We start from the raw sequence: 26,510 nt of genomic DNA, 5'->3' as shown, positions 1-26,510 counted from the left end.
GCCTGTGGGCTTGTGAATTCGTTAAGCAAATACTGAACCAACTTCTTCGTGCACCGCGCTCACCGCGCCTGCCGGGCCTTCGGTGCGTGCGGGCAGCCCCGCCAGCGCTGCCTCGGACATGCGGGTGGCCGCGAACTCGCCCTGGCACGCGAGCAGCGCGCACCAGATCAGCCCGCGGGACTGCAATTCTTGCGCCTTTTGCAGACCTTGGTGCAGCGCCCGCAGCACCTGCGCGCGCGGTAGCGGCGGAACATCCACCGTGACGGGAATGGCACCGAGGTCGCTGTCGTCGCGTACCAGCCAGGCGGGCATGCGTGTGATGCGCTCGTCCAGCACGTTCACGGCATTGGCCACCACGGTGGCGGCGGCGTCGGCCTCTGCGGCGGTGCGCGCCAGCACGGTGACGCTGTCGGCAATGCCCAGCGACTGGCTGCGCCCGCGCCAGCCGCTGGTGGCCACGCCGCGCACCGGCATGGTGCTGTCAATGCGCAGTTGTCCGTCCAGCAGCAGCCCGTGGCGCAGCTGGGCGGCATCGAGACTGGCGATGTCCGCATACACCCCCACCGAGGCCGACTGGCCGGGGGCGAGGTGCAGTGCGATGTCGCCGCCGTTGTTGACCCAGGCGCGCGCGATGCCGTCCTGCGCAAAACACGCCAGGATCTCTTGCGCCACCGCCCCGGCCACGGCGGCCATGGGGGTGATGAAGCCCTTGCGGTACGGGTGGCAGGCCAGCCACATGCGCTGCGCCAACACGCCCTGCAAGGGCGTTGTCTCGCCTACAGGCGAGCGCAGGCCCGGCAGCTCGTTCACCAGCTCTTGCAGCAGGCCCTCAAAGCGCTGCCACGCGCGCTCGTACGCAGCGGCCACGGCGGTGCGTTCACCCTCGGCCTGGATGACCAGGTCGATGGGGCCGTGCTGGAAGTGCCAGCGGCCGTCGGGCAGAAAGTTGCGGCAGGCGTGCATGACAAGAGCCCGTTCAGCCCAGCAAGGGCGGTCGGCCCAGCGGCCAGGGGTTGCCAGCGGGCAGCGCCTGCCAGGACAGCGACTGCGGCGCACCGTCGTTGTGCCACGCGCCGTGCTCCAGCACTTCGCGCAGGCTGCGGATCTGGTCGGCATGGCCGCCCAGGGCCTCGTAGTCGGTGCGGCGCATGCTGAACTCGATGGGCGCCACGATGGCGGGGGTGGGCACGGTGCCAAAGCTGTTGTCGGGCATGCGCAGCACATCGGCCATCACAGTGATGCCGCCGCCGGGCCACACATAGGCGGGTGCGCCGCCGCAGGTCACGTTGACCAGCGCGTTCTTGATGGAGCGGGTAAGCAGCACGGGGTTCTCGGTCACGCCCGCGCGCAGGCTGCCGCCCGCGCCGCCCAGGAAGAGCACCGAGGTGAGCGAGGGCTCGCAGTTCTCGCCGATGCGCTCCACGATGCGGCGCACCGCATCGGGCATCTCGGCCTCCACCGGCACCAGCGATTCGTTCAGCACGTACCAGCTGGCGTGCTCGCCCGTGGTGGAGGTCATGAGCAGGCGCAGGCCCGGCCACGCGACCGATGCGTCCCAGCCTTCGATGATGGACAACGGGTCGGCGATGTCGGTGCCGCCCCAACCCGTGCCGGGATTGGCCACCTGGAAGTAGCGGCCCGGGGTGGACTTGCGCCCGCGCATCTGGATGCCCGAGGACTTCATGTCCAGGCAGCGGCCGGCCTGGTGCTCGGTGAGCACGCCGGTGATGTGGTCGTCCACCACCACCACCTCGTCGGCCTGGCCGAAGAACTGGCGCGCGAAGATGCCGATGGCCGCGGAGCCGCAGCCCACGCGCATGCGCTGCTCGGCCACGCCGTTGACGATGGGCGCCTGGCCGGCCTGGATCACGAGCTGCGAGCCGCCGTCGATGGTGAGTTCCACCGCCTGCTTGTTGCCCAGAAGCTGCATCATCTCGTTGGCGATGCGCCCTTCCTTCTTGCTGCCGCCCGTGAGGTGGTGCACGCCGCCGAGCGACAGCATCTGCGAGCCGTATTCGGCCGTGGTGACGTGCCCCACCACTTCGCCCTTGCAGCGCACGTTGGCCTGCTCGGGGCCGAGGAAGCGGTCGGTGTCGATCTTCACCTTGAAGCTGCAGTAGCTGAAGATGCCCTCGGTGACCACGGTGACCATGTCCACGCCATCGACCTTGGAGCCCACGATGAAAGGGGCGGGCTTGTAGTCGGGGTAGGTGGTGGACGAGCCCACGCCGGTGACGAACACTTCTTCCGACAAGAGAAGGTCGCCGCTCCAGGCGGGCTGCGCGGCGGCACCGTCGGCGGTACTGCCCGCGGCATCCACCGGCGCCTCGACATCCGCCGCGGCCGAGCGGCCTGCGAACGGCACCAGCGCCGCTTCGCCCGCCTCCAGCGTCTTGCGCAGAAGCACCACCGGGTCCACGCGCACCAGCACGCCGGCGTGATTGGCATAGCGGTCGCAGGCCCCTGCGCGGCCTTCCGATATCTGGCACAGCACCGGGCACGCGTTGCACTCCACCTTGGCGGCGTTCATGCGCTCGTTGCGCGGCCGGGCGCGCTCCAGCACCTGCGGCAGCTCAGGCGCATCCATGCCTGGAAGCCCATCGGTCTTGGTGTGTTCAGTCATCGTGGAGCCCATTCATTGCATCTTTTCAAATGCTTGTACGCGCATTGCATTTTGTGTAGCATTCACTTAACTTAAATGTTGTGATTGCTACATTGATCGCGAATGTAGCGCAATCGATGATGGTCCGCAATGGTGTTTTCGCACCCCCTGAAACGGTGCACGAGGAGCCCCAAAATGACGCACGTAGTGACGGATGCATGTATTCGGTGCAAGTACACCGACTGTGTCGATGTCTGCCCGGTCGACTGCTTCAAGGAGGGGCCTGAATACCTCGTCATCGACCCCGACGAGTGCATCGACTGCGCGGTCTGCATTCCGGAGTGCCCCGCCAACGCCATCTATGCGGAGGACGACCTGCCCCAGGGCCTGGAAATCTTTCTCGAATTCAACAAAAAGCTGGCCCCGGGCCTGCCCACAATCACCAAAAGAAAACCGGCTTTGCCAGATGCGGAACAATGGAGGGTTGTGAGCCACAAGCTTTCCGGCCTGGATATCGCGTTCTGAGCCCTGCTCCAGCACGCCGCCAGCGCGGACTTCAGCCAGTTTTCTTCTGTTCTTTCAACTTTTTCGACTAAGCACCATGAGCGCCTTTCTAGAAGAACGCGTCCTCTCCGTCCACCACTGGACGGACCGCCTTTTCTCCTTCACCACCACGCGGGACACGGCCCTGCGCTTTTCCAACGGCCATTTCACGATGATCGGCCTGCGTGGCGAGAACGGCAAACCCCTGCTGCGCGCCTACAGCATCGCCAGCGCCAACTACGAAGAGCACCTGGAGTTCCTGTCGATCAAAGTGCCCGACGGCCCGCTGACCTCGCGCCTGCAGCACATCCAGGTGGGCGACACCATCGTGGTGGGCAAGAAGCCTACCGGCACCCTGCTCATCGACTACCTGCTGCCCGCCAAGCGCCTGTACATGCTGTCGACCGGCACCGGCGTGGCACCGTTCCTGAGCCTGATGCGCGACCCCGAGACGTATGAGAAGTTCGAGGAAGTCATCCTGGTGCACGGCGTGCGCGAGGTGAAGGAGCTGGCCTACCACGACTACATCACCAACGAACTGCCCCAGCACGAGTTCCTGGGCGAGATCGTGAGCAAGCAGCTCAAGTACTACCCGACTGTGACGCGCGAGGCATTCAAGCACCAGGGCCGCGTGACCACCGTGATCGAGAACGGCCAGCTCGCCCGCGACCTGGGCCTGCCCGCGCTCAACCCACTGGAAGACCGCGTGATGATCTGCGGCAGCCCCGAGATGCTGCGCGACCTCAAGCACATGATGGAAGAGCGCGGCTTCAAGGAAGGCAACACCACGAAGCCGGGCGACTTCGTGATCGAACGCGCGTTCGCAGAGCAGTGATCTCCCGGCCGGCGGCGGGGCCTGAGGATCAGGCCCCGGGCGCCGGCCCCACCCACCAGGACCCGCCATGTCTGCCACTCCTCCCAAGACCCGGACAGCGTCCAGCCGATCTCCCACCGTGCGCAAGACGGGGGTGCGCGAGCAGGCCGCACAGACCACGCGCGACAACATCCTGAAAGCGGCGACCAAGGTGTTCGCCCGCTACGGCTACGAAGGCGGCAGCGTGGAGAAGATCTCCAAGGCGGCCAAGTCCTTCGACCGGATGATCTACTACTACTTCGGCAGCAAGGAAGGCCTGTTCATCGAGGTGCTGGAGGAAACCTACCGGCGCATGAACGATGCGGAGTCCAAGCTCACGCTGGACACCGCCAAGCCGGTCGAGGCACTGCAGGCCGTGATCCGCTTCGTGGTGGGCTACTACCGCAAGAACCCCGAGTTCATCACGCTGCTCAACACCGAGAACCTGCACAAGGGCAAGCACATCTCCAAGTCGATGCGGGCCCGCGAATACTCGTCGCCCGCCATCGAGGTGATCCGCCGCGTGCTGGAGAGCGGCCAGGCACAAGGGCTGTTCCGCAAGGATGTGTCGGCGCGCGACGTGTACCTGCTGATCGCCGCCACGGGCTACTTCTACATGTCCAACCGCCACACGCTGTCGGCCTTTCTGGGCGAAGACCTGGAGACGCCCGATGCGCTGGCGCACTGGGAGTCCTTCGTCATCGACAGCGTGCTGCGCACGGTGGCGCCAGGCCCCAGCCTGCCCAAGGGCAAGGCCGCGGCCTGAAGGTTATCTGCACCGGCCGACAAGCGCCACACAGCCCACAAGACACAACGATTTTCTGAGCGAGGGCCGCAACGAGCCCGAACCCCCACCCACGAGGAGAATCCATGGCAGAAGCAGCAGCCGGCGGCAAGTCGGGCAAGGTCGTCATCAAAAACATCGGTCTCTTGTTGTCGGGCGACCTCGACCGCCCCATCCTCGATGCCGACACCATCGTCGTCAACGACGGACTCATCGTGGCCGTGGGCCGCAAGAAGGACTGCGACACCGAACACGCGCAGACCGTGATCGATGCGCGCCAGACCTGCGTGGCGCCCGGCCTGATCGACAGCCACGTGCACCCGGTCTTTGGCGACTGGACGCCGCGGCAAAACCAGATCGGCTGGATCGACTCCACCATGAACGGCGGCGTGACCACGATGGTGTCGGCCGGTGAAGTGCACCTGCCGGGCCGCCCGAAAGACATCGTGGGCCTGAAGGCGCTGGCCATCACCGCGCAGCGCTCGTTCGACAACTTCCGCCCCGGCGGCGTGAAGGTGATCGCAGGCGCGCCGGTCATCGAAAAAGGCATGACCGAGCAGGACTTCAAGGACCTGGCCGACGCGGGTGTGACGCTGCTGGGCGAGGTGGGCCTGGGCTCAGTCAAGGCCGGCTACGAGGCCCAGCAGATGGTGGCCTGGGCGCGCAAGCACGGCATCCAGAGCACCATCCACACGGGCGGTCCGTCCATTCCGGGCTCGGGCCTGATCGACAAGGATGTGGTGCTGGAGGCCGATGCCGACGTGATCGGCCACATCAACGGCGGCCACACCTCGCTGCCCTGGAAGCACGTGTGCGAGCTGTGCGAGAAGTCATCCCGCGCGATCGAGCTAGTGCACAACGGCAACGAGAAGATCGCCATTCAGGCAGCGCGCGCCGCCATTGAACTCAAGTGCCCGCACCGCGTGATTCTGGGCACTGACGGCCCGGCCGGCTCGGGTGTGCAGCCGCTGGGCATGCTCCGCATGATTGCCTTGATATCGAGCTTTGCCGACATTCCCGCCGAGTTGGTGTTCTGCTTTGCCACGGGCAACACGGCACGCATCCGCAACCTCAACTGCGGGCTGATCGAGCCGGGTCGCGCGGCGGACTTCGTGTTCATGGACCGCGCGCAACACACGGCCGGCGCCACGCTGCTGGAGAGCGTGCAGCTGGGCGACATCCCCGGCATCGGCATGGTGATGATCGACGGCCTGGTGCGCTGCGGCCGCAGCCGCAACACGCCGCCTGCCACTGAAATCCCGGTGGTGCTGTAGCTGCGCCGCTCACGCGTTTCCGCCCAGCAAAAAGCCCGCAATTGCGGGCTTTTTGCTGGGGATGGAGGGAGTGGAATCAATACGTATCGGCCACGCGCACAGCACCCGGCTGGGCGCGCGGATAAGACTCTGCGGCGCGCGAGGCCGTGCCGTCGTCCACGCGGAAGCCCTTGCCCTGCAGCACCACGGGTGTGCCCACGGCCGGAGGCTGTGCGCGGGTGAAGCGTCGCACCGAGCCGTCTTCCATGCGCACGGCGATCTGGTAGACCGTCTGCGTGCGCGTGCGCTCTTCGACCTTGTGGCCCACATAACCGCCGCCCACGGCACCCAGCACCGTGGCCGCGGTACGGCCCGAGCCCTTGCCGACCTGGTTGCCCACCACGGCACCCAGCACGCCGCCAGCCACCGCGCCGACCCCTGTGGCGGGTGCCGCCTGCTGCACCGCCTGCACGGACTCGACCCGGCCGCAGGATGCGCACACGGGCGCAGGCGCTGCGGTGCGCATTGCAGGCTGGGACGGCGCATAACCGCCTTGCGAAGATCCACCTTGGTAAGACCCCCCCTGGTAAGACGCGCCTTCCGAATAGCCTGGCGCCTGGTTTGCTACATTATTTGTAGCAACATTCCTTTGTCCAGATTGCGGCAGAGGCTTGTTTTGTGCAGTCCCATCGACAAGGGGCATGCCGGGCGCCGACTGCGCCAGGGCTGCCACGGCGGCGGGAGGCGCTTCGGCAGACGATTTGCCGGCGTTCTGCACCACCAGGGTGGTGCCCAAGGCCACCACGCTCACCCCCAGCACACCGATGGCAGCCCACAGCCATTTGAGCGAGTGACCCGAAGCCGCACCGGCAACGCCTGCGTGGGATGTGGCGGACAAAGGGTGGGACGATGACGAAACGATAAGGCTCATGATTTTTCTCCGAAAGATCCAGCGGTACCAACACAACGCTGGACGGGTGGCTGCAGAGTACCTGCGGGTGCCTGAAAACCGAACATAGCCCCTGTAAAGGACGTAAGAAGCTGTTTACCGGCAGATGGTCACTTGGCGGGCCTGGGCAGCGCGGCGGTGGACGACATCAGTGCGCAGTGACCGCCGGGTCGGGCGACACAGCAGGCTCCGATGGCGCGCCATGCGTCTCCTGGAACGCGCGTGCACAACTGGCCGAGAACAGCAGCACCGCCGACGAAAAGTAGATCCACATCAGCAGCACCACCAGCGACCCCGCAGCCCCATAGGCCGACACCACCGCGGCGGTGGACAGGTACCACGCCAGCAGCTGCTTGCCCACGGTGAACAGCGTCGCGCCCACCACGGCCCCCGCGAGGATGCAGCGCGAAGACGGGCGGGCACCGCCGCCAATGCGCATCAGCCCCATGAACAGCACCACTGCAAAGCCGAAGGCCACCACCTCGTTGAGTATCTGCATGGCAGGCGCCACCGGCGCAGACGACAGGTGCGACCCTGCCCAGCCCGCAAACAGGTTGATCAGCGTGGACAGAACCAGCGACACCAGCAGCAAAAAGCCCAGAGCCAGCACGTACGCCAGGCCCCGCAGCCGCAGCGACGCCATGCGCCACCAGGCGGCGCGCTGCTGCGTCGGCGCTTCGCCGCGCCACAAGTGCTCCAGTGCCGACTGCAGCTCCACGAACACCCCCGTAGCGCCCGACACCAGCACCACAAAACCTACCAGGGACGCGAGCCGCCCTTCCGACGGCTCCTTGGCACTGGCCAGGGCCTGCCGAATCACCTCGGCCACCTGCTGGCCCATGACGGCCTGCACCTGCGAGATGAGGTTGGTCTCCAGGTAGCTGCGGTCCATCCACCAGCCCAGCACGCCCACCAGCAGCAGCAGCAACGGGGCCAGGCTCAGCATGCCGTAGAAGGACATGGCGGCGCTCATGCGCAGCCCGTCGGCGTCCAGCCAAAAATTGATGGCGCGCCAGAAGGGCTGCACCATTTTCCACAAGGGATCGACAAGGCGCAGGGCGCGGCGAAGCAGGCTGGAGGCGGTCATGCGGCAAGCCTAGCGCGGCGCGGCGCCCGCATCCAGCCGCGATAGCCGGCAGTGCAGGTAGGTTCGGTCCGACACTTGGGTCCCGTCCACCGCTGTTGCACAGGCGACGGCACCATCGCCCGGTGTGCGCATACTCGGTGGCCCCGCCTTGCGCACGCCCATCTGGAACCTGGAGATCGATCATGAACCCCCTTGCCCTGCCCCGCCTGCGTGAGGCGCTGCAGCGCCACGTCGACCAGGGCCTGCTGCCCGGCGCCGTGGCCCTGGTGCACCACCGCGGCCATACCGTGCTGCACGAGGCCGTGGGCGCGCTGCGCCCGGGCAGCGGCGCGCCCGCCATGGCGGCCGATGCCGTGTTTCGCATTTACTCGATGACCAAGCCGATCGCCTCCCTGGTGGCGCTGATGTTGATGGAAGAAGGCCGGCTGCTGCTGTCGCTGCCCGTGTCGCACTACCTGCCAGCGTTTGCCGGCCAGCGCGTGTACGACGAGGCCACCGGAACCAGCAACCCGCCAGCGCGCGAGGCCACCGTGCACGACCTGCTGCGCCACACGGCCGGCCTGAGCTACGCCTGGGAGCCCGGCACCGTGGCCGATGCCTACCGCGCGGCGCGCATCGGGTCGCGCCGCCTGACCAATGCCGCGCAGGTGTCGGCCCTGGGCCCGCTGCCGCTGGTGCACCCTCCCGGCAGCGCCTGGGAGTACAGCCGCGCCACCGACGTGCTGGGCGCCGTGCTGGAAGCGGTCGAAGGCGCGCCGCTCTCCACCATCCTGCAGCAGCGCGTGCTGGGCCCGCTGGGCATGCGGGACACCGGCTTTGCGGTGCCGGCCCACCGGCTGGCGGACCTGGCCGAGCCCTTTGCGGTTGACCCGCAGACCGGCACGGCAGCGATGGCGCTCAACGACGTGTCGGCGCCGCCGGCCTTTGAATCGGCTGGCGGCGGCCTCGTGTCCACTGCGGCCGACTACGCACGGTTTCTGGCGCTGATGCTGGGCCGTGGTACGTTGCACGGCCCGGATGGCCCCATCCGCTTGGCCAGCCGCGCCACGGTGGACTTCATGACCGCCGACCACCTGGGCGGCATCCCGGTGTTGGGCGACCTCCTGCAGCCAGGCCACGGCTTCGGCCTGGGTGTGGCGGTGCGCAGTGCCACCGGCCTGGGCAGCAGTCCCGGGTCGGCCGGCAGCTACAGCTGGAGCGGCCTGGGTGGCACCTGTTTTTTCGTGGACCCGGCCGAGGATTTGTTCGCCATCCTGCTCACGCAGGCGCCCGGACAGCTGCGGTACCTCTGCACGCTGTTCCCTGCGCTGGTCTACGCCGCACTCTGACTGCACAGTCCTGAGCACGCGCCCCGGGGCGCGCACGCGCCGCCCCCTTACACTCTGCGCCCAGTTGGTACAGCATCACAACAGGACATTTATGCAGATTCGCTGTGCACTGGTCGGCATGCCCGGCTCGGGCAAATCCACCGTCGGCCGACAGCTGGCCCACCGCGCCGGCGTGCCGTTCATCGACCTGGACCACCGATTGGAACAGACCATCGGCACCACCATCCGCAGCTTTTTCGAGGCGGAAGGCGAGTCACGCTTTCGCGACCTGGAATCCGAGGTACTGGCCGAGGTGTGCCGCGGCAGCGGCGGCATGGTGCTGTCCACCGGCGGCGGCGCCGTGCTGCGTGCCGAGAACCGCGGGGTGTTGCGCGATTTCGGCTCGGTGCTCTACCTGCGCGCCTCGGCCGAAGAGATCTACAAGCGCGTAAAGCACGACCGCACGCGCCCCCTGCTGCAGGGCGGCAACCCCATGGACAAGCTGCGCGAGCTCTACGCCCAGCGCGACGGCTTGTACCGCGAGACCGCGCACTTCATCATCGAGACCGGCCGCCCCACGGTGCACACGCTGGTCAACATGATCATGATGCAGCTGGAGATGGCTGCGAGCGTCGAGGGAACAGCGGCGCCGGACGCTGGGGCCACACCGGTCGCATAAACCTGCGCTGCAGGCCTGTCGGCGCTCCGCCCGCGGCGCCCACCCGGCAGACGGCAAACAAGCGCGATGCTGGAATCCTCAGCCCAGCCGCATCAGCAGATGCTGCCGCCGATGCTTTTGCCGTCTTTCAGATCGAACCCGAAATAGCAGCTGGTGTCGGACTTCGAGTACTGGATGCACTGCAGCCGCTCTTTCACGCGGACCCGGACTTTGGGGTCGGTCGTGCACTCATGTTTCACGTCCGGGCCCAGACGGTCGAAAAGGTCCCGGGCCGCCTTGCCCTGCACGTGGAAGGACACCTTGGCATCCTGCGCCGTCGGCGCAGCAGGGTCGCCCAAACCACCAGAGTAGATCGCCATCTGCGCGGTCACCGGCCTGAAGGCGAATGCCCAGTCGGCAGCCAGCGCTGCGGCGCAGGCTGCGCCCAGCAGGGCCGCGGCCAGGCAGGACTTTTTCACAAGCGACATCTTCACGGGCATCGGCACTGCGCCCGCACTACAAATTGGGCGCCAGCAACCGCGCCAGCACGGCCTCGTCCATGCCGCGGCGGTGGGCCATGTCATGCAGCTGGTCCTCGCCGATCTTGCCGACGTTGAAGTACACGCTCTCGGGGTGACCGATGTAGAAGCCGCTCACGCTGGCCGCGGGCATCATGGCCAGGCTCTCGGTCAGGGTCATGCCGACCTCACCGCACTGCAGCACGCGGAACAGTTCGCTCTTGGCGCTGTGGTCGGGGCAGGCGGGGTAGCCGGGGGCGGGGCGGATGCCGGTGTACTTCTCGGCGATCATGTCGTCGTTGGACAGTTGCTCGCCTGCCGCATAGCCCCACAGGTCGGTGCGCACGCGGTGGTGCAGGGCTTCGGCAAAGGCTTCGGCCAGGCGGTCGGCCAGGCTCTTGAACATGATGGCCGAGTAGTCGTCCAGCGCGTCGATGAAGGCCTTTTCCTTCTTCTCGATCCCGAGGCCCGCCGTCACCGCGAACAGGCCGGCGTAGTCGGCGATGCCGCTGCTCTTGGGCGCGACGAAGTCGGCCAGGCAGCGGCTGGGGCGCGTCACGCCGTCGATGGTGTGCTTTTCGGCCTGCTGGCGCAGACCGTACCAGGTCATGGCCACCTCGGTGCGCGTCTCGTCGGTGTAGAACTCGATGTCGTCGTCGTTCACGCTGTTGGCGGGGTACAGGCCCATCACGCCGTTGGCGGTGAGCCAGCGGCCTTCGATGATCTTTTTCAGCATGGCCTGCGCGTCGGCGAACACGCGCGCGGCCTCCACGCCCACGACCTCGTCGGTCAGGATGGCGGGGTACGGGCCGGCCAGGTCCCAGGTCTGAAAGAACGGGCCCCAGTCGATGTAGCGGGCCAGCTCCGCCAGGTCGAAGTTCTTGAACACGCGGCGGCCCAGCGCGCGCGGCACGGTGGGCTTGAAAGAGACCCAGTCCACCGGCGTCTTGTTGGCGCGGATCTTGGCCAGCGACCACAGCGGGGTCTGCTTCTTGTTGGCGTGCTGGATGCGGACCTTGTCGTAGTCGGCGTTGAGTTCGTCGACATAGGTCTGCACGCCGTCGCCCAGCAGGCTCTGGGCCACGCTCACGCTGCGGGACGCGTCGGGCACGTAGACCACGGGGCCCTCGTAGTGCGGCGCGATCTTCACGGCGGTGTGCACGCGGCTGGTGGTGGCGCCGCCGATGAGCAGCGGAATCTTCTTGATGCGGAAGTGGTCGTCCTTTTGCATCTCGCCGGCCACGTACTGCATTTCTTCCAGGCTGGGGGTGATCAGGCCCGACAGGCCCACGATGTCCGCCCCCTCGACCTTGGCGCGCGCCAAAATCTCGTGGCAGGGCACCATCACGCCCATGTTCACCACCTCGAAGTTGTTGCATTGCAAGACGACGGTGACGATGTTCTTGCCGATGTCGTGCACGTCGCCCTTCACGGTGGCGATGATGATCTTGCCCTTGCTGCGCACGTCGCGCCCGGCCAGCTCGTCCTGGCGCTTTTCTTCCTCGATGTAGGGGATCAGGTGGGCCACGGCGGACTTCATCACGCGTGCGCTTTTCACCACCTGGGGCAGGAACATCTTGCCCGCGCCGAACAGATCGCCCACGACGTTCATGCCGTCCATCAGCGGGCCTTCGATCACGTGCAGCGGGCGTCCGCCCTTGGCGACGATGGCCTGGTAGGCCTCTTCGGTGTCTTCGGTGATGAAGTCGGTGATGCCGTGCACCAGCGCGTGCGACAGGCGCTCGCCCACGGTCTTGGGGGCTTCGGGCGTGCCGCGCCATTCCAGGCGCTTGCTCTCGTCCTTGGCGCCGCTCTTGGCGGTCTCGGCCACTTCGACCAAGCGCTCGCCGGCGTCGGGCCGGCGGTTGAGCACCACGTCCTCCACGCGCTCGCGCAGCGTGGGCTCCAGGTCGTCGTAGACGCCGACCATGCCGGCGTTGACGATGCCCATGTCCATGCCGGCTTGAATGGCGTGGTACAGGAACACGGTGTGGATGGCCTCGCGCACCGGGTCGTTGCCGCGGAAGCTGAAGCTCACGTTCGACACGCCGCCCGAGACCTTGGCACCGGGCAGGTTCTGCTTGATCCAGCGCACAGCCTCGATGAAGTCGACCGCGTAGTTGTTGTGCTCCTCGATGCCGGTGGCCACCGCAAAGATGTTGGGGTCGAAGATGATGTCCTCGGGCGGAAAGCCCACCTCGTCGACCAGCACGCGGTAGGCGCGCTCGCAGATCTCGATCTTGCGCTCGTAGGTGTCGGCCTGGCCCTTCTCGTCAAAGGCCATCACCACGGCAGCGGCGCCGTAGCGGCGCACCAGCCGCGCCTCGTGCTTGAACTTGTCGATGCCCTCCTTCATGCTGATGGAGTTGACGATGCCCTTGCCCTGCACGCAGCGCAGGCCGGCCTCGATCACGTCCCACTTGGAGCTGTCGACCATGATGGGCACCCGCGCGATGTCGGGCTCGGAGGCGATCAGCTGCAGAAAGCGCACCATGGCGGCCTTGCTGTCGAGCATGGCCTCGTCCATGTTCACGTCGATCACCTGGGCGCCGTTTTCCACCTGCTGGCGGGCCACGGCCAAGGCCTCTTCGTACTGGCCGTTCAGGATCATGCGGGCAAACGCCTTGGAGCCGGTGACGTTGGTGCGCTCGCCGATGTTGACGAACAGCGTGCCCTCGCCGATGGTTACCGGCTCCAGGCCGGACAGCTTCATGGGAGGAACGGGGACAGCGGACATCAGGCTTACTCGTGCAATCGGTTCGTGGAGACCACCGAGCGTCATCGCATCCAGGGATGCCCGACCTTGCGGGCGTGGGGCCCGCTGCGACGCTCTTTGGGGAAGCCTCGATTTTACGGGCGCCAGCCGCCAGGGCGGAATCCGCGCGCATGGCGCAAAAGGCCGTGATTTGCCGGGTGCCCGCCGCTAAGATGCACAGGCTCCCGCTTCCTCCATTCCCTTGCGCTGATGAAACACCCCGTAGACACCGCCTATTACGCCGCGACCCAACTGCCGGGCCAGCGCTTCGATGCATCGCTCCGTGAGGGCTGGGGCGTGTGGATATCGCTGCTCGGGGACGACATCCTCAAGGCCGTCTTCACGCGCCGTGCCGATGCGGACGGCTACGTCGCCCAGCAGACCTCGGGCGGCCAGCGGGGCCAGGTGCGCCGAATGTGGCTGGTGCTGAACGAGACCACGGGCGAAGCCTATGCGCTGGGCTGTGACGGCAACCTGCCGGTGCATGGCGTGGACCTGGACTTCAGCCACCGCGCCCAGCTCGACAAGCTGCGCAGCGATGTGCTGTCGCGCCTGAGCGAGGCCGAGTTGAAGGCGCTCGGGCTCAAGCGCATCTGAGCGCCGCGGGGCCCGTGCGATGGGCCCGAAGAGCGCAAAGCGCGCAAAGGGCGCTCAGGCCGCCTGCGCCGACGCCGGCAGGCCGAAGATGCGGTCGAATCCCCAGTTGAAGACGAACGTGTAGCACAGGAAGAACACGATCAGCCCCAGGTCCATGACGAAGGCGGTCCACAGGCTCACGCCGAACCACCAGGCGAACAGCGGCACCAGCGTGAACACCAGCCCGCCCTCGAAGCCGATGGCATGCGCCACCCGGCGGCCCACGCTGCGCCCGCGCACGGCCTGGCGCGATTCCCAGCGCTCAAAGGCCCAGTTGAAGACGATGTTCCACACGATGGCGATGGCCGACGCCGCCACGGCCACCACGCTCGAATGGCCCGCGCCCTGGCCCGTCAGCAGCGCCAGCCCCAGCGTGGCGGCCGCGATGGCGATGAGTTCGTACAGGGTGACGTAGATCACCCGGCGCTTGATGCCCTGCAGCCCGGTGCTGGCGGGGGCGGATGGCGTGGTCTGAAGGTGCGGGTTGCTGGAAGTCATGGCGCTACTTTATGTGCGCCGCACTGATACATAAAGTCAGCTTGTTTCAGATTTTCTGATAGATTGACCCGTATGGCTTTCTCCTCCGACAGCGTGCAGGTGTTCCTGGCCGCCCTCGACCACGGCTCTTTTTCGGCCGCCGCACGGGCGCTGTCGCGGGTGCCGTCGGCCGTCAGCATGACCATCGCCCACCTGGAGGCCGAGCTGGATGTGCAGCTGTTCGACCGCAGTGGCCGCGAGCCCCGGCCCACGGCAGCGGCGCGCGCGCTGGAGCCGCAGGCCCGGTTGCTCGCGGGGCAACTGCAGCAGCTCAACGCCCAGGCTCTGGCACTGACACAGGGCCTGGAAGAGCGGCTGACGCTGGCCATCGCCCCCGAGCTGCTGGCCGCCCGCTGGACGGGTCCGTTGGCCACGCTGGCGTCGGAATACCCGCTGCTGCAGGTGGAGGTGCTGACCGCGCCGCAGGTGGATGCCCTGGCGCTGCTGCACAGCGGCCGCGCGCAGTTGGCGCTGGTGTTCGAGCGGCCCAGCATCGACGGGCGCGAGGGGTTTCAGGAAGTGGGCACCGAAACCCTGGTGGCCGTGATGGCGCCGGACCACACGGTACTGCAGGGCGCGCGCGCCTCGGCCCTGGTCCGGGGCGAGCTGCCCGAGCGCGCCATGCTGCGCGAAGAACACCTGACCACCACCCGCCAGATCGTGGTGGCCAGCCGTGACCTGGCGCAGACCGACCCGCGTTTTGTGTTTGCGCGCCACCATTGGCGTACGGACAACCACTTGGCCGCGCTGGGCCTGATCGAGGCGGGACTGGGCTGGGGTTGGCAGCCGCGTGCGCTGGTGCAGCCGCGCATCGAGGCAGGGCGGCTGGTGGAGATGCCGTTCGAGAACCTGAGCAACGGCACCGCACTGTGGGTGGATGTGGTGTGGTCGAAGGAGCGGCCCCTGGGCTTGGGCGCTGCGCGTTTTGTGGCGTTGATGGGAACGGCGGCCAAGGCAGAGCTCCGCTGAGCGCCGCCGGGGAGGCCGGGCGCTGGCGCTCGAACCAGAAGCGGAACCCCGACCCCGACCTGGAAAGCATCGGAGCATTGCCACAAAAGCAAATGCGAATAGTTTGCATTTGCAATGATAATGGCGGCCTTTGGTCCGCAACCCCGCCTGTAGCCCCGCTCAGCAAGACCCCTCTGCCGTGCGGCGGCTGGCACGGTGCGCGGCAGCAAGCCCCGCCGTTTTTCTTCACCGATCTGCACCATGCATCCCTTGATTTCCCCGCCCGCACGGCAGTCTGCCGTGGCGCGCGCCACCCTGGCCCTGTGCGCCTTCACGGCCAGCGCCGCCATGGCCCAGACGGCCCCCACCGCCCCATCGGCTCCACGGACCGACACCACCGCCAGCCCTGCGTTGTCGGAAGTGCAGGTGCGTGACAGCAGCGCCGCCACCGGCTACCAGGGCGCCCAGCGCAACACCGGCGCGACGCGCACCGACACCCCGCTGATCGAAACCCCGCAGTCCGTGCGCGTGGTGCCCCAGCAGCTGATGGAGGACCTGGGCGCGACGCGCCTGGCCGACACGGTGGACTACGTGAGCGGCATCACCCGGCTGAACGACTTTGGCGGCACGTGGGACAACTTTGCCATTCGCGGCTTCAGCAACACGGACGGCGGCCAGTTGCTCAACGGCTTTGCGTCCAACCGGGGTTACGGCCCGCAGCGCGACGTGAGCTCGGTGGAGCGCATCGAATTCCTGAAGGGCCCCGCAGCCGCGCTGTACGGCAGCAGCGAGCCCGGTGGCACGCTCAACATCGTCACCAAGAAGCCGCAGTTCACCGCCGCCCACAAGGCTGGCCTGCAGGTGGGCGGGCAGGGCTATCGCCGTGCCACGCTCGACACCACCGGGCCCCTGGGAGGCATCGGCACGGACGTGGCCTACCGCCTGAACGTGGCGGCCGAGGACGGCGCCAGCCGCACCGCGCTGGTGGACAACCGCAAGCTGGTGGTGGCCCCGTCCATCACCTGGAACCTGGGCCCCAACACGGTGCTGAACTACGAGGCGGAGTTCATCCGCATCCGCACGCCGCTGGACCGCGGCATCGTGCAGGTGCGCGGCAACGTGGGCGCGTTGCCTTCCGACCGCTATCTGGGCGACCCGAGCCGCCCCAACCTGCATGTGAACGGCGACACGCACCAGGTGACGCTGGACCACGACCTGGGCCAGGGCTGGCGCACGCGCGTGGGGGCGTCCTACCGCGAGACGGACTTGTACGGCGCGGCTGTGGACCTGAACGGCGCCCTGGCCGCCGACAGCCGCACGCTGACGCGCCGCGACAGCTGGCGCAGCCTGCCCGCACGCGACGCGTCGCTGCAGGCCGAGGTCGAAGGCAAGCTGCGCACCGGGGGCCTGGCCCACACCGTGCTGGCCGGCGTGGAGACCTGGCGCCTGACCGCGGCGCAGGACATCCGCTACTCCAGCCTGGCCAGCCAGCCGTTTGCCATCGACATCTACAACCCCGTGTACAACCAGCCCGTGGGCAACCTGACCCCAGGCTTCGATCAGGTGGACCGCACCCGCGCCACGGGCCTGTTCGTGCAGGACCAGATCGACCTGTCCGAAAAATGGAAGTTGCTGGCCGGTGTGCGCTTTGACCGCTTTCACCAGGACAGCGAGAACCGCCTGGCCGCTACGCGCCAGGTGCAGGACCATTCGTCCGCCACGCCGCGCATCGGCGTCACGTACCTGATCGATCCGAACACGTCCGTCTACGCCTCGGCCGGGCGCTCGTTCCGCCCCAACGCCGGCACCGACGAAGGCGGCCGCGCGTTCGACCCGCAAAAGGGACAGGCGCTGGAGCTGGGCGCCAAGTGGCAGTCGGCCGACCAGCGGCTGAATGCGAGCGTCGCGCTGTTCGACGTCCGCAAGACCAACGTGCTCACGCGCAGCCCCACCAACGCCAACTTCAGCATCGCCGCGGGCGAGGTGCAAAGCCGCGGGCTGGAGCTGGACGTGGCCGGCCAGATCGACACCCACTGGCGCATGACCGCCAACATGGCCTACACCGACACCGAGGTGACCCGCGACAACAACGCCGCCCTGCTGGGCAAGCGCCTGCTGAACGTGCCCCGCGTAAGCGCCGGCCTGTTCGCCATTCGCGAAGACCAGGCCCCCTGGGGCGGCCGCTACGGCGTGGGCGGCGGTCTGGTGCATGTGGGCGAGCGCACGGGCACTGCCACCGACACCTACCGCCTGCCGGCCTACACCACGGCACGCCTCACAGGCTATTGGCAGATCGACAAGCGCACGCGCCTGACGCTGGACGTGCACAACCTGTTCAACAAGACCTACTACACGGCGTCGTGGGGCGCGGTCACCGTCATCCCGGGCGCGCAGCGGCAGGTGGCGGCGGGCGTGCAGGTGTCGTTTTGAACGAAAACTGCCCCTGCCGCTGGATCAGCAAGCGCAAGCAGCTATTGTTTTAATAGCACACAGCAGTGTCCGTGGGGAGGAAGCGCCTGCGCTCTCCGTCCTCGGGCACCCACAGGCGGTGGTCCCAGCCACCCTGCTGCGCCAGCGCCCGCACTGCTTCGCGGGTGGTCGGGCAGTGGTCCAGCGCCTGCAGGTGGTTCACCACCAGGGTGCCCGGGGTCAGCGCGGCGGCCTGGGCCATGTCGGCAGCGTCCATGAGGATCTCCGCGCCCACATCGAAGCGCGCGCCGCCTGCGGGCAGCACGGCCACGTCCGGCCGCAGGCGCGCCAGGCAGTCGCGCACGGCGGGGGTCAGCAGCGTATCGCCCGCCAGGTACACGCTGGGCTGGCCGGGCAGCTCCAGCAGGTAGCCATGGCCGTGCTCCATGAAGCGGGCGATCCAGCCCCGCCCGTGCACGCAGGCCACCGGCGTGACGTGGCCGCCCAGTGCAAACGGCTGGCGCTCCGGGCCTGACAGCGGCAACACCACCAGGCCCCGCTGCGCCAGGTAGCCCGCATCGCGCGGCATGCAGATCACCGGAATCTGCCGCTCGCGCAGAAAGCGCTTGCCCGCGCTGTCCAGGTGGTCGAAGTGGCCGCGCTGGCAGTGGGTGATGAGCGCGTGCGTCACGCGCTCCAGCGCTTCGTCCGTGCCCGGCGGCAGGTCGACGATGGGATTGCGCTCACGCCCCTTGCCCAGATAGCGCAGCGCCGGCAGGGTGCCGCGCGGCGCGAGCATCGGGTCCACCAGCAGGCCCACGGGGCGGCCTTGGCATGAGAACTCCAACAGGACGGTGGCATTGCGCAGATGGGTGATGTGCATGGTGGCGGTCTCCAACGGGCGGGTAGATCGGGGATGGGTAAGTCGATGCCAATTGTTCGGTGACGCGGCCTGCGCGAGAATGGCCTGATCTGACAATTTCTTGCCATTTCGAGCCAGCCGCCTTTTTGCCCATGACCGCGCCCCTTGTGCCATCTGCCCCTCGTCGGCACGCGCCGCAGCCCACCGCCCCGCTGCGCCTGGGCCTGCTGCTGTACCCCGGCTGCATGCCGGCAGGCCTGTTCGCCGCCGCGGACATGGCCCGCGCGGCCGGCCTGCGGGCGCAGCGGCCCGTGGTGCAGACGCTGTGGGTGGGCGCCGACCTGCAGCCCGTTCCCACCTGGCAAGGGCCCTCGCTCACGCCCACCGTCGCACTGGCCGCTGCGGACCTGGACGCGGTGCTGGTCCCTGGCCTGTGGCTATCGTCCACCGACGGCCTCGCCGCACAGCTGCAGCCCCTGGCCCCGGCGGTGCAGGCCCTGGCCGCCCTGCCCCGCCGCACGCAGCTGTGGAGCTACTGCGCAGGGGTGCTGTTGGCCGCGGCCAGTGGCCGCCTGCGCGGGCGCGGCGCCACAGCAACCTGGTGGCTGCGGGCCGCGCTGGAGCAGCAATACAGCGCCGTGCACTGGCGCTTTGACGAACCCCTGGTGCAGGACGGCGCCGCCACCACGGCGGCCGGCGCCAACGGCTACCTGCCGCTGATGCTGCACGCGCTGGGCGAACGCCTGGCGCCCGAGGCCCTGGCCGACCTGCAGGCGCTGCTGATGCTGCCGCGCCCGCGAACCACCCACCCGGCGTTCGCGGGGCACGACCTCATGGCCACGGCCGACGCCGACCTGCGCCGCGCCATGCTCTGGGTGCAGCGCAGCCCCGCCAACGAACTGCGGCTGCCCGCGCTGGCGGACGCGCTGGGCCTGTCGCCCCGCACGCTGGCGCGCCGGGTGCAGGCGCATACGGGGCTGTCGGCCGCGCACTGGATGCGCCGCATCAAGCTGCGCCAGGTGAGCGAGGCGCTGTGCGACACGCCCCAGCCCTTGAAGCGCATCGCCGAAGACCTGGGCTTTGCCAGCGAAGCCGGCCTGCACCGCGCCTTCCGCCAGGCCACCGGGCAAACGCCGCTGGCCTACCGCATGGCGCACGGTGGCGCTTGAAAGCTGGGCAACCACTGGGCCGGGGTAGCCCTGGCGCCGCGCTTTTGCGATCATGTGCGTTCGCACGCCAAGGACCGCCCCATGCCCCAGACCTACACCGCCTCCTGCCACTGCGGCGCCATCCAGGTGCAGGCGGGCCTGGACCTCTCCCAGCCAACCTTCCGCTGCAACTGCTCCATCTGCCGGCGCACGCGCTTTTGGGCTGCGGTGGCGCTGCCCGGGCAGTTCCACATCGTGCGCGGGCAGGACGAGCTCACCCGCTATCAGTTCAACACGCGCAAGAACCTGCACTACTTTTGCCGCCACTGCGGCGTGCGGGTGTTCGGCCACGGCACGGAGACGCCGATGGGCGAGATGTACGGCGTGAACGTGGGCTGCATCGACGGGCTGACGGACGAAGACCTGTCGCGCCTGGCCATCGTGCGCGTGGATGGCCAACACGACCAGTGGCAGCAGCCACCGGCCCACGCAAGCCATTTGTGACCCCGGGCCGCCGGACACGCCAGGCCCTACACCCTATTCACATCAACGCACAGCCACTGGAGCCCCATGCCCTCACCCCTGATTCCCAAGTCCCGCAGCAAGGCCGCCGAGCTCTGGTCGCAATGGCAGCCCGGCAAGCCCACGGCCGATGCCAGCAAGGGCAGCAGCCGCGGCAAGCCGCCGCGCGGTGTATCGCTGCAGGATTACGACCCGGGCGCCAAGCCGTTTTCGCTGGGCAGCAAGGCGCAGGACAAGGCGGCCGTCGACGCGCTCGCCGCGGAACTGGACACGCTGCAGGACCTGTTCTACGCCGACAAGCGCTACAAGCTGCTGGTGGTGCTGCAGGGCACCGACACCTCGGGCAAGGACGGCACCATCCGCGGCGTGTTCGGCCGCATGAGCGCGCTGGGCGTGCACGCCGTGGGCTGGAAGGCACCGACCGAAGCCGAGCGCGCCCGCGACTATCTGTGGCGCATCCACCAGCAGGTGCCGCAGGCGGGCGACATCACGGTGTTCAACCGCAGCCAGTACGAGGACGTGCTGGTGCCGGTGGTCAACGGCTGGATCACGCCCGAGCAGCACCAGCAGCGGCTGGCCCACATCAACGACTTCGAGCGCATGCTCAGCGAGACGGGCACGGTGGTGCTCAAGTTCCTGCTGCACATCAGCGCCGACGAGCAGAAGGAGCGGCTGCAGGAGCGCCTGGACGACCCGGCCAAGCACTGGAAGTTCAGCCAGGGCGACATCGAGGTGCGCAAGCAGTGGGCCGAGTACCAGCGCGCCTACGACACGCTTCTGTCTGCCACGCACACCCCCTGGGCGCCCTGGACCATCGTGCCGGCCAACTCCAAGACGCACCGCAACCTGATGATCGCCACCGTGCTGCGCGAGGTGCTGCAGAACCTGGACCTGCGCTACCCCGAGGGCGACCCGGCGCTGGCACAGCTCAAGGTCGAATGATCCGCAGTGGAAAGCGCCGTTTTGCTGCAATGCCGCATGAACAGGCGCTTTCGGCATGTTATGCATCAAACGCATAACCCGCAAACACTCCGGCCTTAGACAGCGTGAGGGCACAGGCATAAGCTTCGCAGCCTGAACTGATCGATCCCACAAGGAACTCCACCATGTCTTCATCTTCCGGCGCCCCTGGCACCACCGCTGCGGGCGCCGTTGCCCACAGCGTGCCTTCGTACCTGCAAGCCGACCACCTCGGCCCCTGGGGCAACTACCTGCAGCAGGTCGACCGCGTCACCCCCTACCTGGGCAACCTGGCGCGCTGGGTGGAAACGCTCAAGCGCCCCAAGCGCATCCTGATCGTGGACGTGCCGATCGAGCTCGATAACGGCACCATCGCCCACTACGAGGGCTACCGCGTGCAGCACAACCTGAGCCGCGGCCCCGGCAAGGGCGGCGTGCGTTTTCACCAGGACGTGACGCTGTCCGAAGTGATGGCCCTGTCGGCCTGGATGTCGGTCAAGAACGCCGCGGTGAACGTGCCCTACGGCGGTGCCAAGGGCGGCATCCGCGTGGACCCCAAGAAGCTGTCGATGGGTGAGCTGGAGCGCCTGACGCGCCGCTACACCAGCGAGATCGGCCTGCTGATCGGCCCCTCCAAGGACATCCCGGCACCCGACGTGAACACCAACGGCCAGATCATGGCCTGGATGATGGACACGTATTCGATGAACACCGGCGCCACCGCCACCGGCGTGGTCACCGGCAAGCCCGTGGACCTGGGCGGCTCGCTCGGCCGCGTGGAGGCCACCGGCCGCGGCGTGTACACCGTGGGTGTCGAAGCGGCCAAGCTGACGGGCCTGGCGCTCAGCGGCGCCCGCGTGGCGGTGCAGGGCTTTGGCAACGTGGGCGGCATTGCCGCCAAGCTGTTTGCCGAAGCCGGCGCCAAGGTGGTGGCCGTGCAGGACCACACCGGCACCATCTTCAATGGCAACGGCCTGGACGTGCCCGCCCTGCTGGCCCACGTGAAGACCCGTGGCGGCGTGGGCGGCTTTGCCGGCGCCGACGTGATGAAGCCCGAGGAGTTCTGGGGTGTGGATTGCGAGATCCTGATCCCTGCGGCCCTGGAAGGCCAGATCACCAAGGACAACGCGGGCCAGATCAAGGCCAAGCTCGTGATCGAAGGCGCCAACGGCCCCACGACCACCGAGGCCGACGACATCCTGCACGACAAGGGCGTGCTGGTGCTGCCCGACGTGATCGCCAACGCCGGTGGCGTGACGGTGAGCTACTTCGAATGGGTACAGGATTTCTCCAGCTTCTTCTGGAGCGAGGACGAGATCAACGCCCGCCTGGTGCGCATCATGCAAGAGGCCTTTGCGGGCATCTGGCAGGTGTCGCAAGAGCACAAGGTCAGCCTGCGCACCGCCACCTTCATCGTGGCCTGCCAGCGCATCCTGCATGCTCGCGAGATGCGTGGACTTTACCCTTGACCCCCCTGAGCGGCTGCGCCGCTTCCCCCCGAGGGGGACGCCACCAGTGGCCTGGCGAAGCCAGTTCCACGGTGGCCCTGGTGTGGGGCGCGCCCTGTGGTGGGGCGGTGTGAGTTGAAATTGCCCGGTCCCTTATTCGGGGGCTGGACTTGAGAAAACCGCCAGTGCCGTGATCCGATGCTGGCGGTTTTTTTATGCGTTTTACTTGGCGGGCGGAACCGCAAACCGCGGCGATGCTGCGGCTGCGGACTGATGGTCGTCGGTGTGCGGTTGCAGTGGCGTATTTGTAACTTTGCTGGTCTTTGATGCTGGGTTCGATGCATCCAAAGAACTGACCGCGGAGTGCTTTGAAGCAGCGTTTATCGCTGGCTTTGATGGACCCCGAACAAGGGCTCAGTGCCCTGCTGTTGCGCGGTGGCGACGGTGTGGGGGGTCGATGCAAACCGTTCAACAAGGCAAACGCGCCGCACAGGCGAATCCGAAACCAATGGATACGTGCACATACAAATGGTCATCTCTTGAAACGGTAAGCCGTGAAAAACTTCCTTGCTTAGTTCATGCGATTTTCGGGAGATTCTGGTGGCCTTACCTTCATTGCGCAGCTTTGTAGCGCGCTTCATGCTCAACCGCCTGCGCACCGCGCGCGCCGTGGCCCGCTTGGCCTACCTTCGGAACCCTGACAAGCCTGCGCTCATCGATCGGCGCGGCACGCTGACCTATGCACAGCTGCAGGACCGCGTGCACCGGCTGCAGGCCTGGATGCAGGCGCAGGGCGTGAAAAAGGGCGACGTGGTGTTCACCCTGCTGCCCGAGACCGGCGAGCAGTACGAGGTGCGGTTGGCCACGTTCGAGAACGGCACCATCTTTGCCAGCTTTCACAAGCACCTGCCGGCCGATGCGGCGCTGACCACCATGGGCCGCGTCAAGCCCACGGTGTTCATCCACGACCCGCTGCTGAGCGCCCCCATCCTGCAGGCCGTGCGCGAAAAGCTGCCGGGCCTGCGGACGCTGGCCATCGGCGAAGAGTACGAAAAGGCCCTGGCCCAGACCACGCCCGCGCGTGGCACGGCCGAGGTGCACGAGGACGACATCTTTGCGCTGCACATGACGTCGGGCACCACCGGGCTGCCCAAGTCCATCGGCTACAGCAACCGCAAGTACCTGGACAGCGTGCGCTTCATCTCGCGCTCGATCAACTTCACGCCACCCGTGGGGGGGCCGGATGTGAACATGCTGGGCCTGCCGCTCACGGGGCCGGGCTCGGGCCTGGTGCTGCCCACGCTGCTGTCGGGCGCAGCGCTGGTGATGCCCGAGGACTTCAGCGCCACCACGCTGGCCGGGCTGATCCAGAGGCACCGCGTATCGCGCGCGTTCCTCTCGCCCTCGGCCATCATCGACCTGCTGGACGAGCCCACGCTGGACCAGTACGACCTGTCGTCGCTGACCCATGTGCCCTACGGCTCCGAGATGACGCCCTCACCCAAGATCGCCGAGGCCATCCGCCGCTTCGGGCCGATCTTCCAGCAGGGCTACGGCTGCCTGGAGGCGCTGCCACCCATCACCTGGCTGCTGCCACACGAACACGTGGATGCCCAGGGCAACCCGCTGGGGCTGGAGGTGCTCTCCACCGTGGGCCGCGTGATGCCGGGCGTGCAGGTGGTCATCCGCAGCGACGACTTCAAGCCGCTGCCGCAGGGCGAGATGGGCCTGATCACCGTGCTGACACCCGTGCGCTTCGACGGCTACTGGCTCGACCCCGAGAAGACCAGCGAGACGCTGCGCGACGGGTGGGTGGTGATGGGCGACCTGGGGTATTTCGACAAGGCGGGTTACCTGCACGTGCTGGGACGCAGCGCGGACCGCGTCTCGCGCAACGGGCAGTTGCTGAACCCGCGCGAAGTGGAAGAGGTGGCGCACACCCACCCCTCGGTCAAGGAGGCCTGCCTGGTGCAGCATGGTGCGCAGGCCGTGCTGGTGCTGAGCCTGCGCCAGAGCTGGCGCAAGGAGCACGACTGGCGCACGCTGGAAGGCGAGATCGCGCAGTACCTGGTGCAGCAGCTGCCCGCGCATCTGCAGCCTGACGATGTGCGCATCGTCGAGGAGATTCCGCGCAGCTTCCTGAACAAGATGCTGCGCCGCGAAGTGCGGCTAATGCTCGAAGCCGCGCCGCCGCGCGCAGCCGCCCCTGCAACCACGTCCGCCGCAGTGCCCGCGTCCATCCCGGCGGTGGCACCGTGATGCACTCCAGCAACGTACCGGGTACCGCCACGCCATCGCCCCTCACCCTGGGCACCAAGCTCAGCTACGCGGTCGGCAACGTCGGCCTGCAGATGCTGATCGCGGCGATGAATTTCATGCTCATGATCTTCTACACCGACGTGGCCCTGGTCGCGCCTGCCGTGGCCGGCGCGGCGCTGCTGGTGGGCAAGGTGTGGGACACCGTCAACGACCCGCTATTCGGCTGGGTGACCGACCGCACGCGATCGCGCTGGGGCCGCCACCGCGTCTACCTCATCTATGGCGCGATCCCGCTGGGCATTGCCGCGGCTGCGGTGTGGATGGTGCCGCCAGGGCTGTCGCCCGTGGCTGCGTTCCTGTGGATCGCCATCACGTACACGGTGTTCGACACGCTCATGACGCTGGTGCAGCTGCCCTACCAGGCCATGGCCGCGAACATGACCACCGACTACGACGAGCGCACCAGCCTCACGGCCTATGCATCGATGGGCGCGCTGATCGGCTTTTTTGCCGGCAGCGTGTTCATGCCGATCCTGGTGCGGGCCGCGCCCGACGCGCGCACGGGCTATGCGCTGGCGGGCTCATGCTTCGGCCTGATCGCCGGTGTGGCCGTGGCCGTGGTGGCCTGGCGCGTGCGCGAGCCCCAGGGCAGCGCCGCACCCACCGAGCAGACCGACGCCCCCGCCGACGCACGGCCCATGTGGGACAGCGTGCGCGAGACCCTGCGCACCACGCTGCGCAACCGCCCCTTCCTGCTGCTGATGAGCGCCGCGACCCTGGTGCGCCTGGGCCTCACGCTGGTGCAGGCCTCGCTCGCATACTTCGTGATCTACCAGCTGCAGGGTGACAAGGGCGACCTGCCGCGCTACATGGGCACGCTGCTCGGCGTGGTGGGCCTGTCGCTGTTCGGGTGGAAGTACGTGGTCGACCGCTGGGAGAAGAACTGGGCGTACGTGCTGGGCCTGGTGCTGTGCGCTGGCGGCTTGGTGGCGCTCTACTGGGTGGGGCCGGGCGACCAGCGCATGGTCACCGGGATCCTGGTCGTCATCGGCATCGGCATGGGTGCGCACTGGATCGTGCCCTTTGCCATGGTGCCCGACACCATCGACCACGGCCACATGCAGGCCGGCGAACGCCAGACGGGCATGTACTACGGGCTGTACGGCCTGATGGACAAGCTGGCGCGCACGCTGGCCACGGTGATGGTGGCGGGCATGCTGGACGTGACGGGCTACGTGCCCAACGTGGCGCAGTCGGCCAGTGCGCTGCAGGGCATCACCCTGATGACCGGCGTGCTGCCGGCGGTGTGCCTGGTGCTGGCGATTCCGCTGCTGGTGGCCTACCCGATCACCCGCGCGCGGCATGCAGGCATCCTGTCGCGCATGGGCACGTCCTGAGCCACTGGACCACTGAGCTTCTGCGCCATTGCGTCGCCCCCACTGCAGACCGCGCAACGCCCGGTCTGCAGTGCG

Annotated in this window: 23 protein-coding genes; 15 read left to right on the top strand and 8 right to left on the bottom strand. The window is 67.7% G+C overall.

The features are described 5' to 3' along the window. Positions 1 to 21: 21 nt before the first annotated feature. A complete protein-coding gene (locus ACSQ3N_RS01180; RefSeq protein WP_436145389.1) occupies positions 22 to 963 on the bottom strand; it encodes a UPF0280 family protein in 942 nt (313 codons plus the stop codon). A gap of 13 nt (positions 964 to 976) precedes the next feature. Continuing rightward, complete coding sequence (locus ACSQ3N_RS01175; protein ID WP_436145388.1) at positions 977 to 2,623, bottom strand: 6-hydroxynicotinate reductase; 1,647 nt, start codon at positions 2,621 to 2,623, stop codon at positions 977 to 979. 174 nt (positions 2,624 to 2,797) lie between these two features. Between ACSQ3N_RS01175 and fdxA the strand changes: the two genes are divergently transcribed. The 4 genes from fdxA (at position 2,798) to ACSQ3N_RS01155 (ending at position 6,056) form a co-directional block, all read left to right on the top strand. Continuing rightward, positions 2,798 to 3,127: a ferredoxin FdxA gene (gene fdxA, locus ACSQ3N_RS01170; RefSeq protein WP_436145387.1), complete on the top strand. Its 330-nt coding sequence runs from the start codon at positions 2,798 to 2,800 to the stop codon at positions 3,125 to 3,127. Between the two features lie 76 nt (positions 3,128 to 3,203). Beyond that, the gene (locus ACSQ3N_RS01165; protein WP_436145386.1) at positions 3,204 to 3,980 is read left to right on the top strand and encodes a ferredoxin--NADP reductase; all 777 of its coding nucleotides are present in this window, start codon (positions 3,204 to 3,206) and stop codon (positions 3,978 to 3,980) included. A gap of 67 nt (positions 3,981 to 4,047) precedes the next feature. Beyond that, on the top strand, positions 4,048 to 4,764 hold the full coding sequence (locus ACSQ3N_RS01160; RefSeq protein ID WP_436145385.1) for a TetR/AcrR family transcriptional regulator: 717 nt from the start codon (positions 4,048 to 4,050) through the stop codon (positions 4,762 to 4,764). A gap of 104 nt (positions 4,765 to 4,868) precedes the next feature. After that, on the top strand, positions 4,869 to 6,056 hold the full coding sequence (locus ACSQ3N_RS01155) for an amidohydrolase family protein (RefSeq protein ID WP_436145384.1): 1,188 nt from the start codon (positions 4,869 to 4,871) through the stop codon (positions 6,054 to 6,056). 76 nt (positions 6,057 to 6,132) lie between these two features. On the opposite strand, the gene ACSQ3N_RS01150 is transcribed toward ACSQ3N_RS01155, so the two are convergent. Both ACSQ3N_RS01150 and ACSQ3N_RS01145 read right to left on the bottom strand, forming a co-directional pair. Continuing rightward, positions 6,133 to 6,966 carry a glycine zipper 2TM domain-containing protein gene (locus ACSQ3N_RS01150; protein WP_436145383.1) on the bottom strand — a complete coding sequence of 278 codons (834 nt, stop codon included), beginning with the start codon at positions 6,964 to 6,966 and terminating at the stop codon, positions 6,133 to 6,135. A gap of 166 nt (positions 6,967 to 7,132) precedes the next feature. Continuing rightward, positions 7,133 to 8,071: a YihY/virulence factor BrkB family protein gene (locus tag ACSQ3N_RS01145; RefSeq protein WP_436145382.1), complete on the bottom strand. Its 939-nt coding sequence runs from the start codon at positions 8,069 to 8,071 to the stop codon at positions 7,133 to 7,135. A gap of 182 nt (positions 8,072 to 8,253) precedes the next feature. On the opposite strand from ACSQ3N_RS01145, the gene ACSQ3N_RS01140 reads away from it, so the two are divergent. Continuing rightward, positions 8,254 to 9,399, top strand: coding sequence for a serine hydrolase domain-containing protein (locus ACSQ3N_RS01140; RefSeq protein ID WP_436145381.1), 1,146 nt, complete (start codon positions 8,254 to 8,256; stop codon positions 9,397 to 9,399). Between the two features lie 91 nt (positions 9,400 to 9,490). Next, a complete protein-coding gene (locus tag ACSQ3N_RS01135; RefSeq protein WP_436145380.1) occupies positions 9,491 to 10,057 on the top strand; it encodes a shikimate kinase in 567 nt (188 codons plus the stop codon). Between the two features lie 92 nt (positions 10,058 to 10,149). On the opposite strand, the gene ACSQ3N_RS01130 is transcribed toward ACSQ3N_RS01135, so the two are convergent. Both ACSQ3N_RS01130 and metH read right to left on the bottom strand, forming a co-directional pair. After that, the gene (locus ACSQ3N_RS01130; RefSeq protein ID WP_436145379.1) at positions 10,150 to 10,542 is read right to left on the bottom strand and encodes a hypothetical protein; all 393 of its coding nucleotides are present in this window, start codon (positions 10,540 to 10,542) and stop codon (positions 10,150 to 10,152) included. Between the two features lie 10 nt (positions 10,543 to 10,552). Then, complete coding sequence (metH, locus tag ACSQ3N_RS01125; RefSeq protein ID WP_436145378.1) at positions 10,553 to 13,291, bottom strand: methionine synthase; 2,739 nt, start codon at positions 13,289 to 13,291, stop codon at positions 10,553 to 10,555. A gap of 228 nt (positions 13,292 to 13,519) precedes the next feature. Between metH and ACSQ3N_RS01120 the strand changes: the two genes are divergently transcribed. Next, positions 13,520 to 13,906: a hypothetical protein gene (locus ACSQ3N_RS01120; protein WP_436145377.1), complete on the top strand. Its 387-nt coding sequence runs from the start codon at positions 13,520 to 13,522 to the stop codon at positions 13,904 to 13,906. 54 nt (positions 13,907 to 13,960) lie between these two features. Here ACSQ3N_RS01120 and ACSQ3N_RS01115 read toward each other — a convergent pair whose 3' ends face one another. Continuing rightward, positions 13,961 to 14,443 carry a PACE efflux transporter gene (locus tag ACSQ3N_RS01115; protein ID WP_436145376.1) on the bottom strand — a complete coding sequence of 161 codons (483 nt, stop codon included), beginning with the start codon at positions 14,441 to 14,443 and terminating at the stop codon, positions 13,961 to 13,963. 72 nt (positions 14,444 to 14,515) lie between these two features. On the opposite strand from ACSQ3N_RS01115, the gene ACSQ3N_RS01110 reads away from it, so the two are divergent. Together ACSQ3N_RS01110 and ACSQ3N_RS01105 are read left to right on the top strand one after the other, a co-directional pair. After that, on the top strand, positions 14,516 to 15,451 hold the full coding sequence (locus tag ACSQ3N_RS01110) for a LysR family transcriptional regulator (RefSeq protein ID WP_436145375.1): 936 nt from the start codon (positions 14,516 to 14,518) through the stop codon (positions 15,449 to 15,451). A gap of 240 nt (positions 15,452 to 15,691) precedes the next feature. After that, positions 15,692 to 17,860, top strand: a complete 2,169-nt coding sequence (locus tag ACSQ3N_RS01105) for a TonB-dependent siderophore receptor (protein WP_436145374.1) — start codon at positions 15,692 to 15,694, stop codon at positions 17,858 to 17,860. 49 nt (positions 17,861 to 17,909) lie between these two features. On the opposite strand, the gene ACSQ3N_RS01100 is transcribed toward ACSQ3N_RS01105, so the two are convergent. Continuing rightward, the gene (locus ACSQ3N_RS01100; protein ID WP_436145373.1) at positions 17,910 to 18,722 is read right to left on the bottom strand and encodes an MBL fold metallo-hydrolase; all 813 of its coding nucleotides are present in this window, start codon (positions 18,720 to 18,722) and stop codon (positions 17,910 to 17,912) included. A 131-nt stretch (positions 18,723 to 18,853) separates the two neighbouring features. Between ACSQ3N_RS01100 and ACSQ3N_RS01095 the strand changes: the two genes are divergently transcribed. The 6 genes from ACSQ3N_RS01095 (at position 18,854) to ACSQ3N_RS01070 (ending at position 26,435) form a co-directional block, all read left to right on the top strand. Continuing rightward, positions 18,854 to 19,870: a helix-turn-helix domain-containing protein gene (locus ACSQ3N_RS01095; RefSeq protein ID WP_436145372.1), complete on the top strand. Its 1,017-nt coding sequence runs from the start codon at positions 18,854 to 18,856 to the stop codon at positions 19,868 to 19,870. A gap of 81 nt (positions 19,871 to 19,951) precedes the next feature. Further along, positions 19,952 to 20,353: a GFA family protein gene (locus ACSQ3N_RS01090; protein ID WP_436145371.1), complete on the top strand. Its 402-nt coding sequence runs from the start codon at positions 19,952 to 19,954 to the stop codon at positions 20,351 to 20,353. A gap of 66 nt (positions 20,354 to 20,419) precedes the next feature. Continuing rightward, positions 20,420 to 21,313, top strand: a complete 894-nt coding sequence (locus tag ACSQ3N_RS01085; protein WP_436145370.1) for a PPK2 family polyphosphate kinase — start codon at positions 20,420 to 20,422, stop codon at positions 21,311 to 21,313. Positions 21,314 to 21,477: 164 nt separating this feature from the next. After that, on the top strand, positions 21,478 to 22,800 hold the full coding sequence (locus ACSQ3N_RS01080) for a Glu/Leu/Phe/Val family dehydrogenase (RefSeq protein WP_436145369.1): 1,323 nt from the start codon (positions 21,478 to 21,480) through the stop codon (positions 22,798 to 22,800). Between the two features lie 579 nt (positions 22,801 to 23,379). Next, positions 23,380 to 25,038, top strand: a complete 1,659-nt coding sequence (locus ACSQ3N_RS01075; protein ID WP_436145368.1) for a class I adenylate-forming enzyme family protein — start codon at positions 23,380 to 23,382, stop codon at positions 25,036 to 25,038. After that, complete coding sequence (locus ACSQ3N_RS01070; RefSeq protein ID WP_436145367.1) at positions 25,038 to 26,435, top strand: MFS transporter; 1,398 nt, start codon at positions 25,038 to 25,040, stop codon at positions 26,433 to 26,435. Before ACSQ3N_RS01075 ends, ACSQ3N_RS01070 begins: the two co-directional genes overlap by 1 nt. Positions 26,436 to 26,510 lie beyond the last annotated feature (75 nt).

Source organism: Acidovorax sp. LjRoot194, from assembly GCF_964253015.1.
Taxonomy (GTDB): domain Bacteria; phylum Pseudomonadota; class Gammaproteobacteria; order Burkholderiales; family Burkholderiaceae_C; genus Acidovorax.
This window is presented reverse-complemented; position numbering and strand designations above follow the sequence as displayed.

Coding starts and splice junctions, on each gene's coding strand:
- ACSQ3N_RS01180 (WP_436145389.1), bottom strand. CDS start 963: ATGCACGCCTGCCGCAACTTTCTGCCCGACGGCCGCTGGCACTTCCAG.
- ACSQ3N_RS01175 (WP_436145388.1), bottom strand. CDS start 2,623: ATGACTGAACACACCAAGACCGATGGGCTTCCAGGCATGGATGCGCCT.
- fdxA (WP_436145387.1), top strand. CDS start 2,798: ATGACGCACGTAGTGACGGATGCATGTATTCGGTGCAAGTACACCGAC.
- ACSQ3N_RS01165 (WP_436145386.1), top strand. CDS start 3,204: ATGAGCGCCTTTCTAGAAGAACGCGTCCTCTCCGTCCACCACTGGACG.
- ACSQ3N_RS01160 (WP_436145385.1), top strand. CDS start 4,048: ATGTCTGCCACTCCTCCCAAGACCCGGACAGCGTCCAGCCGATCTCCC.
- ACSQ3N_RS01155 (WP_436145384.1), top strand. CDS start 4,869: ATGGCAGAAGCAGCAGCCGGCGGCAAGTCGGGCAAGGTCGTCATCAAA.
- ACSQ3N_RS01150 (WP_436145383.1), bottom strand. CDS start 6,966: ATGAGCCTTATCGTTTCGTCATCGTCCCACCCTTTGTCCGCCACATCC.
- ACSQ3N_RS01145 (WP_436145382.1), bottom strand. CDS start 8,071: ATGACCGCCTCCAGCCTGCTTCGCCGCGCCCTGCGCCTTGTCGATCCC.
- ACSQ3N_RS01140 (WP_436145381.1), top strand. CDS start 8,254: ATGAACCCCCTTGCCCTGCCCCGCCTGCGTGAGGCGCTGCAGCGCCAC.
- ACSQ3N_RS01135 (WP_436145380.1), top strand. CDS start 9,491: ATGCAGATTCGCTGTGCACTGGTCGGCATGCCCGGCTCGGGCAAATCC.
- metH (WP_436145378.1), bottom strand. CDS start 13,291: ATGTCCGCTGTCCCCGTTCCTCCCATGAAGCTGTCCGGCCTGGAGCCG.
- ACSQ3N_RS01120 (WP_436145377.1), top strand. CDS start 13,520: ATGAAACACCCCGTAGACACCGCCTATTACGCCGCGACCCAACTGCCG.
- ACSQ3N_RS01115 (WP_436145376.1), bottom strand. CDS start 14,443: ATGACTTCCAGCAACCCGCACCTTCAGACCACGCCATCCGCCCCCGCC.
- ACSQ3N_RS01110 (WP_436145375.1), top strand. CDS start 14,516: ATGGCTTTCTCCTCCGACAGCGTGCAGGTGTTCCTGGCCGCCCTCGAC.
- ACSQ3N_RS01105 (WP_436145374.1), top strand. CDS start 15,692: ATGCATCCCTTGATTTCCCCGCCCGCACGGCAGTCTGCCGTGGCGCGC.
- ACSQ3N_RS01100 (WP_436145373.1), bottom strand. CDS start 18,722: ATGCACATCACCCATCTGCGCAATGCCACCGTCCTGTTGGAGTTCTCA.
- ACSQ3N_RS01095 (WP_436145372.1), top strand. CDS start 18,854: ATGACCGCGCCCCTTGTGCCATCTGCCCCTCGTCGGCACGCGCCGCAG.
- ACSQ3N_RS01090 (WP_436145371.1), top strand. CDS start 19,952: ATGCCCCAGACCTACACCGCCTCCTGCCACTGCGGCGCCATCCAGGTG.
- ACSQ3N_RS01085 (WP_436145370.1), top strand. CDS start 20,420: ATGCCCTCACCCCTGATTCCCAAGTCCCGCAGCAAGGCCGCCGAGCTC.
- ACSQ3N_RS01080 (WP_436145369.1), top strand. CDS start 21,478: ATGTCTTCATCTTCCGGCGCCCCTGGCACCACCGCTGCGGGCGCCGTT.
- ACSQ3N_RS01070 (WP_436145367.1), top strand. CDS start 25,038: ATGCACTCCAGCAACGTACCGGGTACCGCCACGCCATCGCCCCTCACC.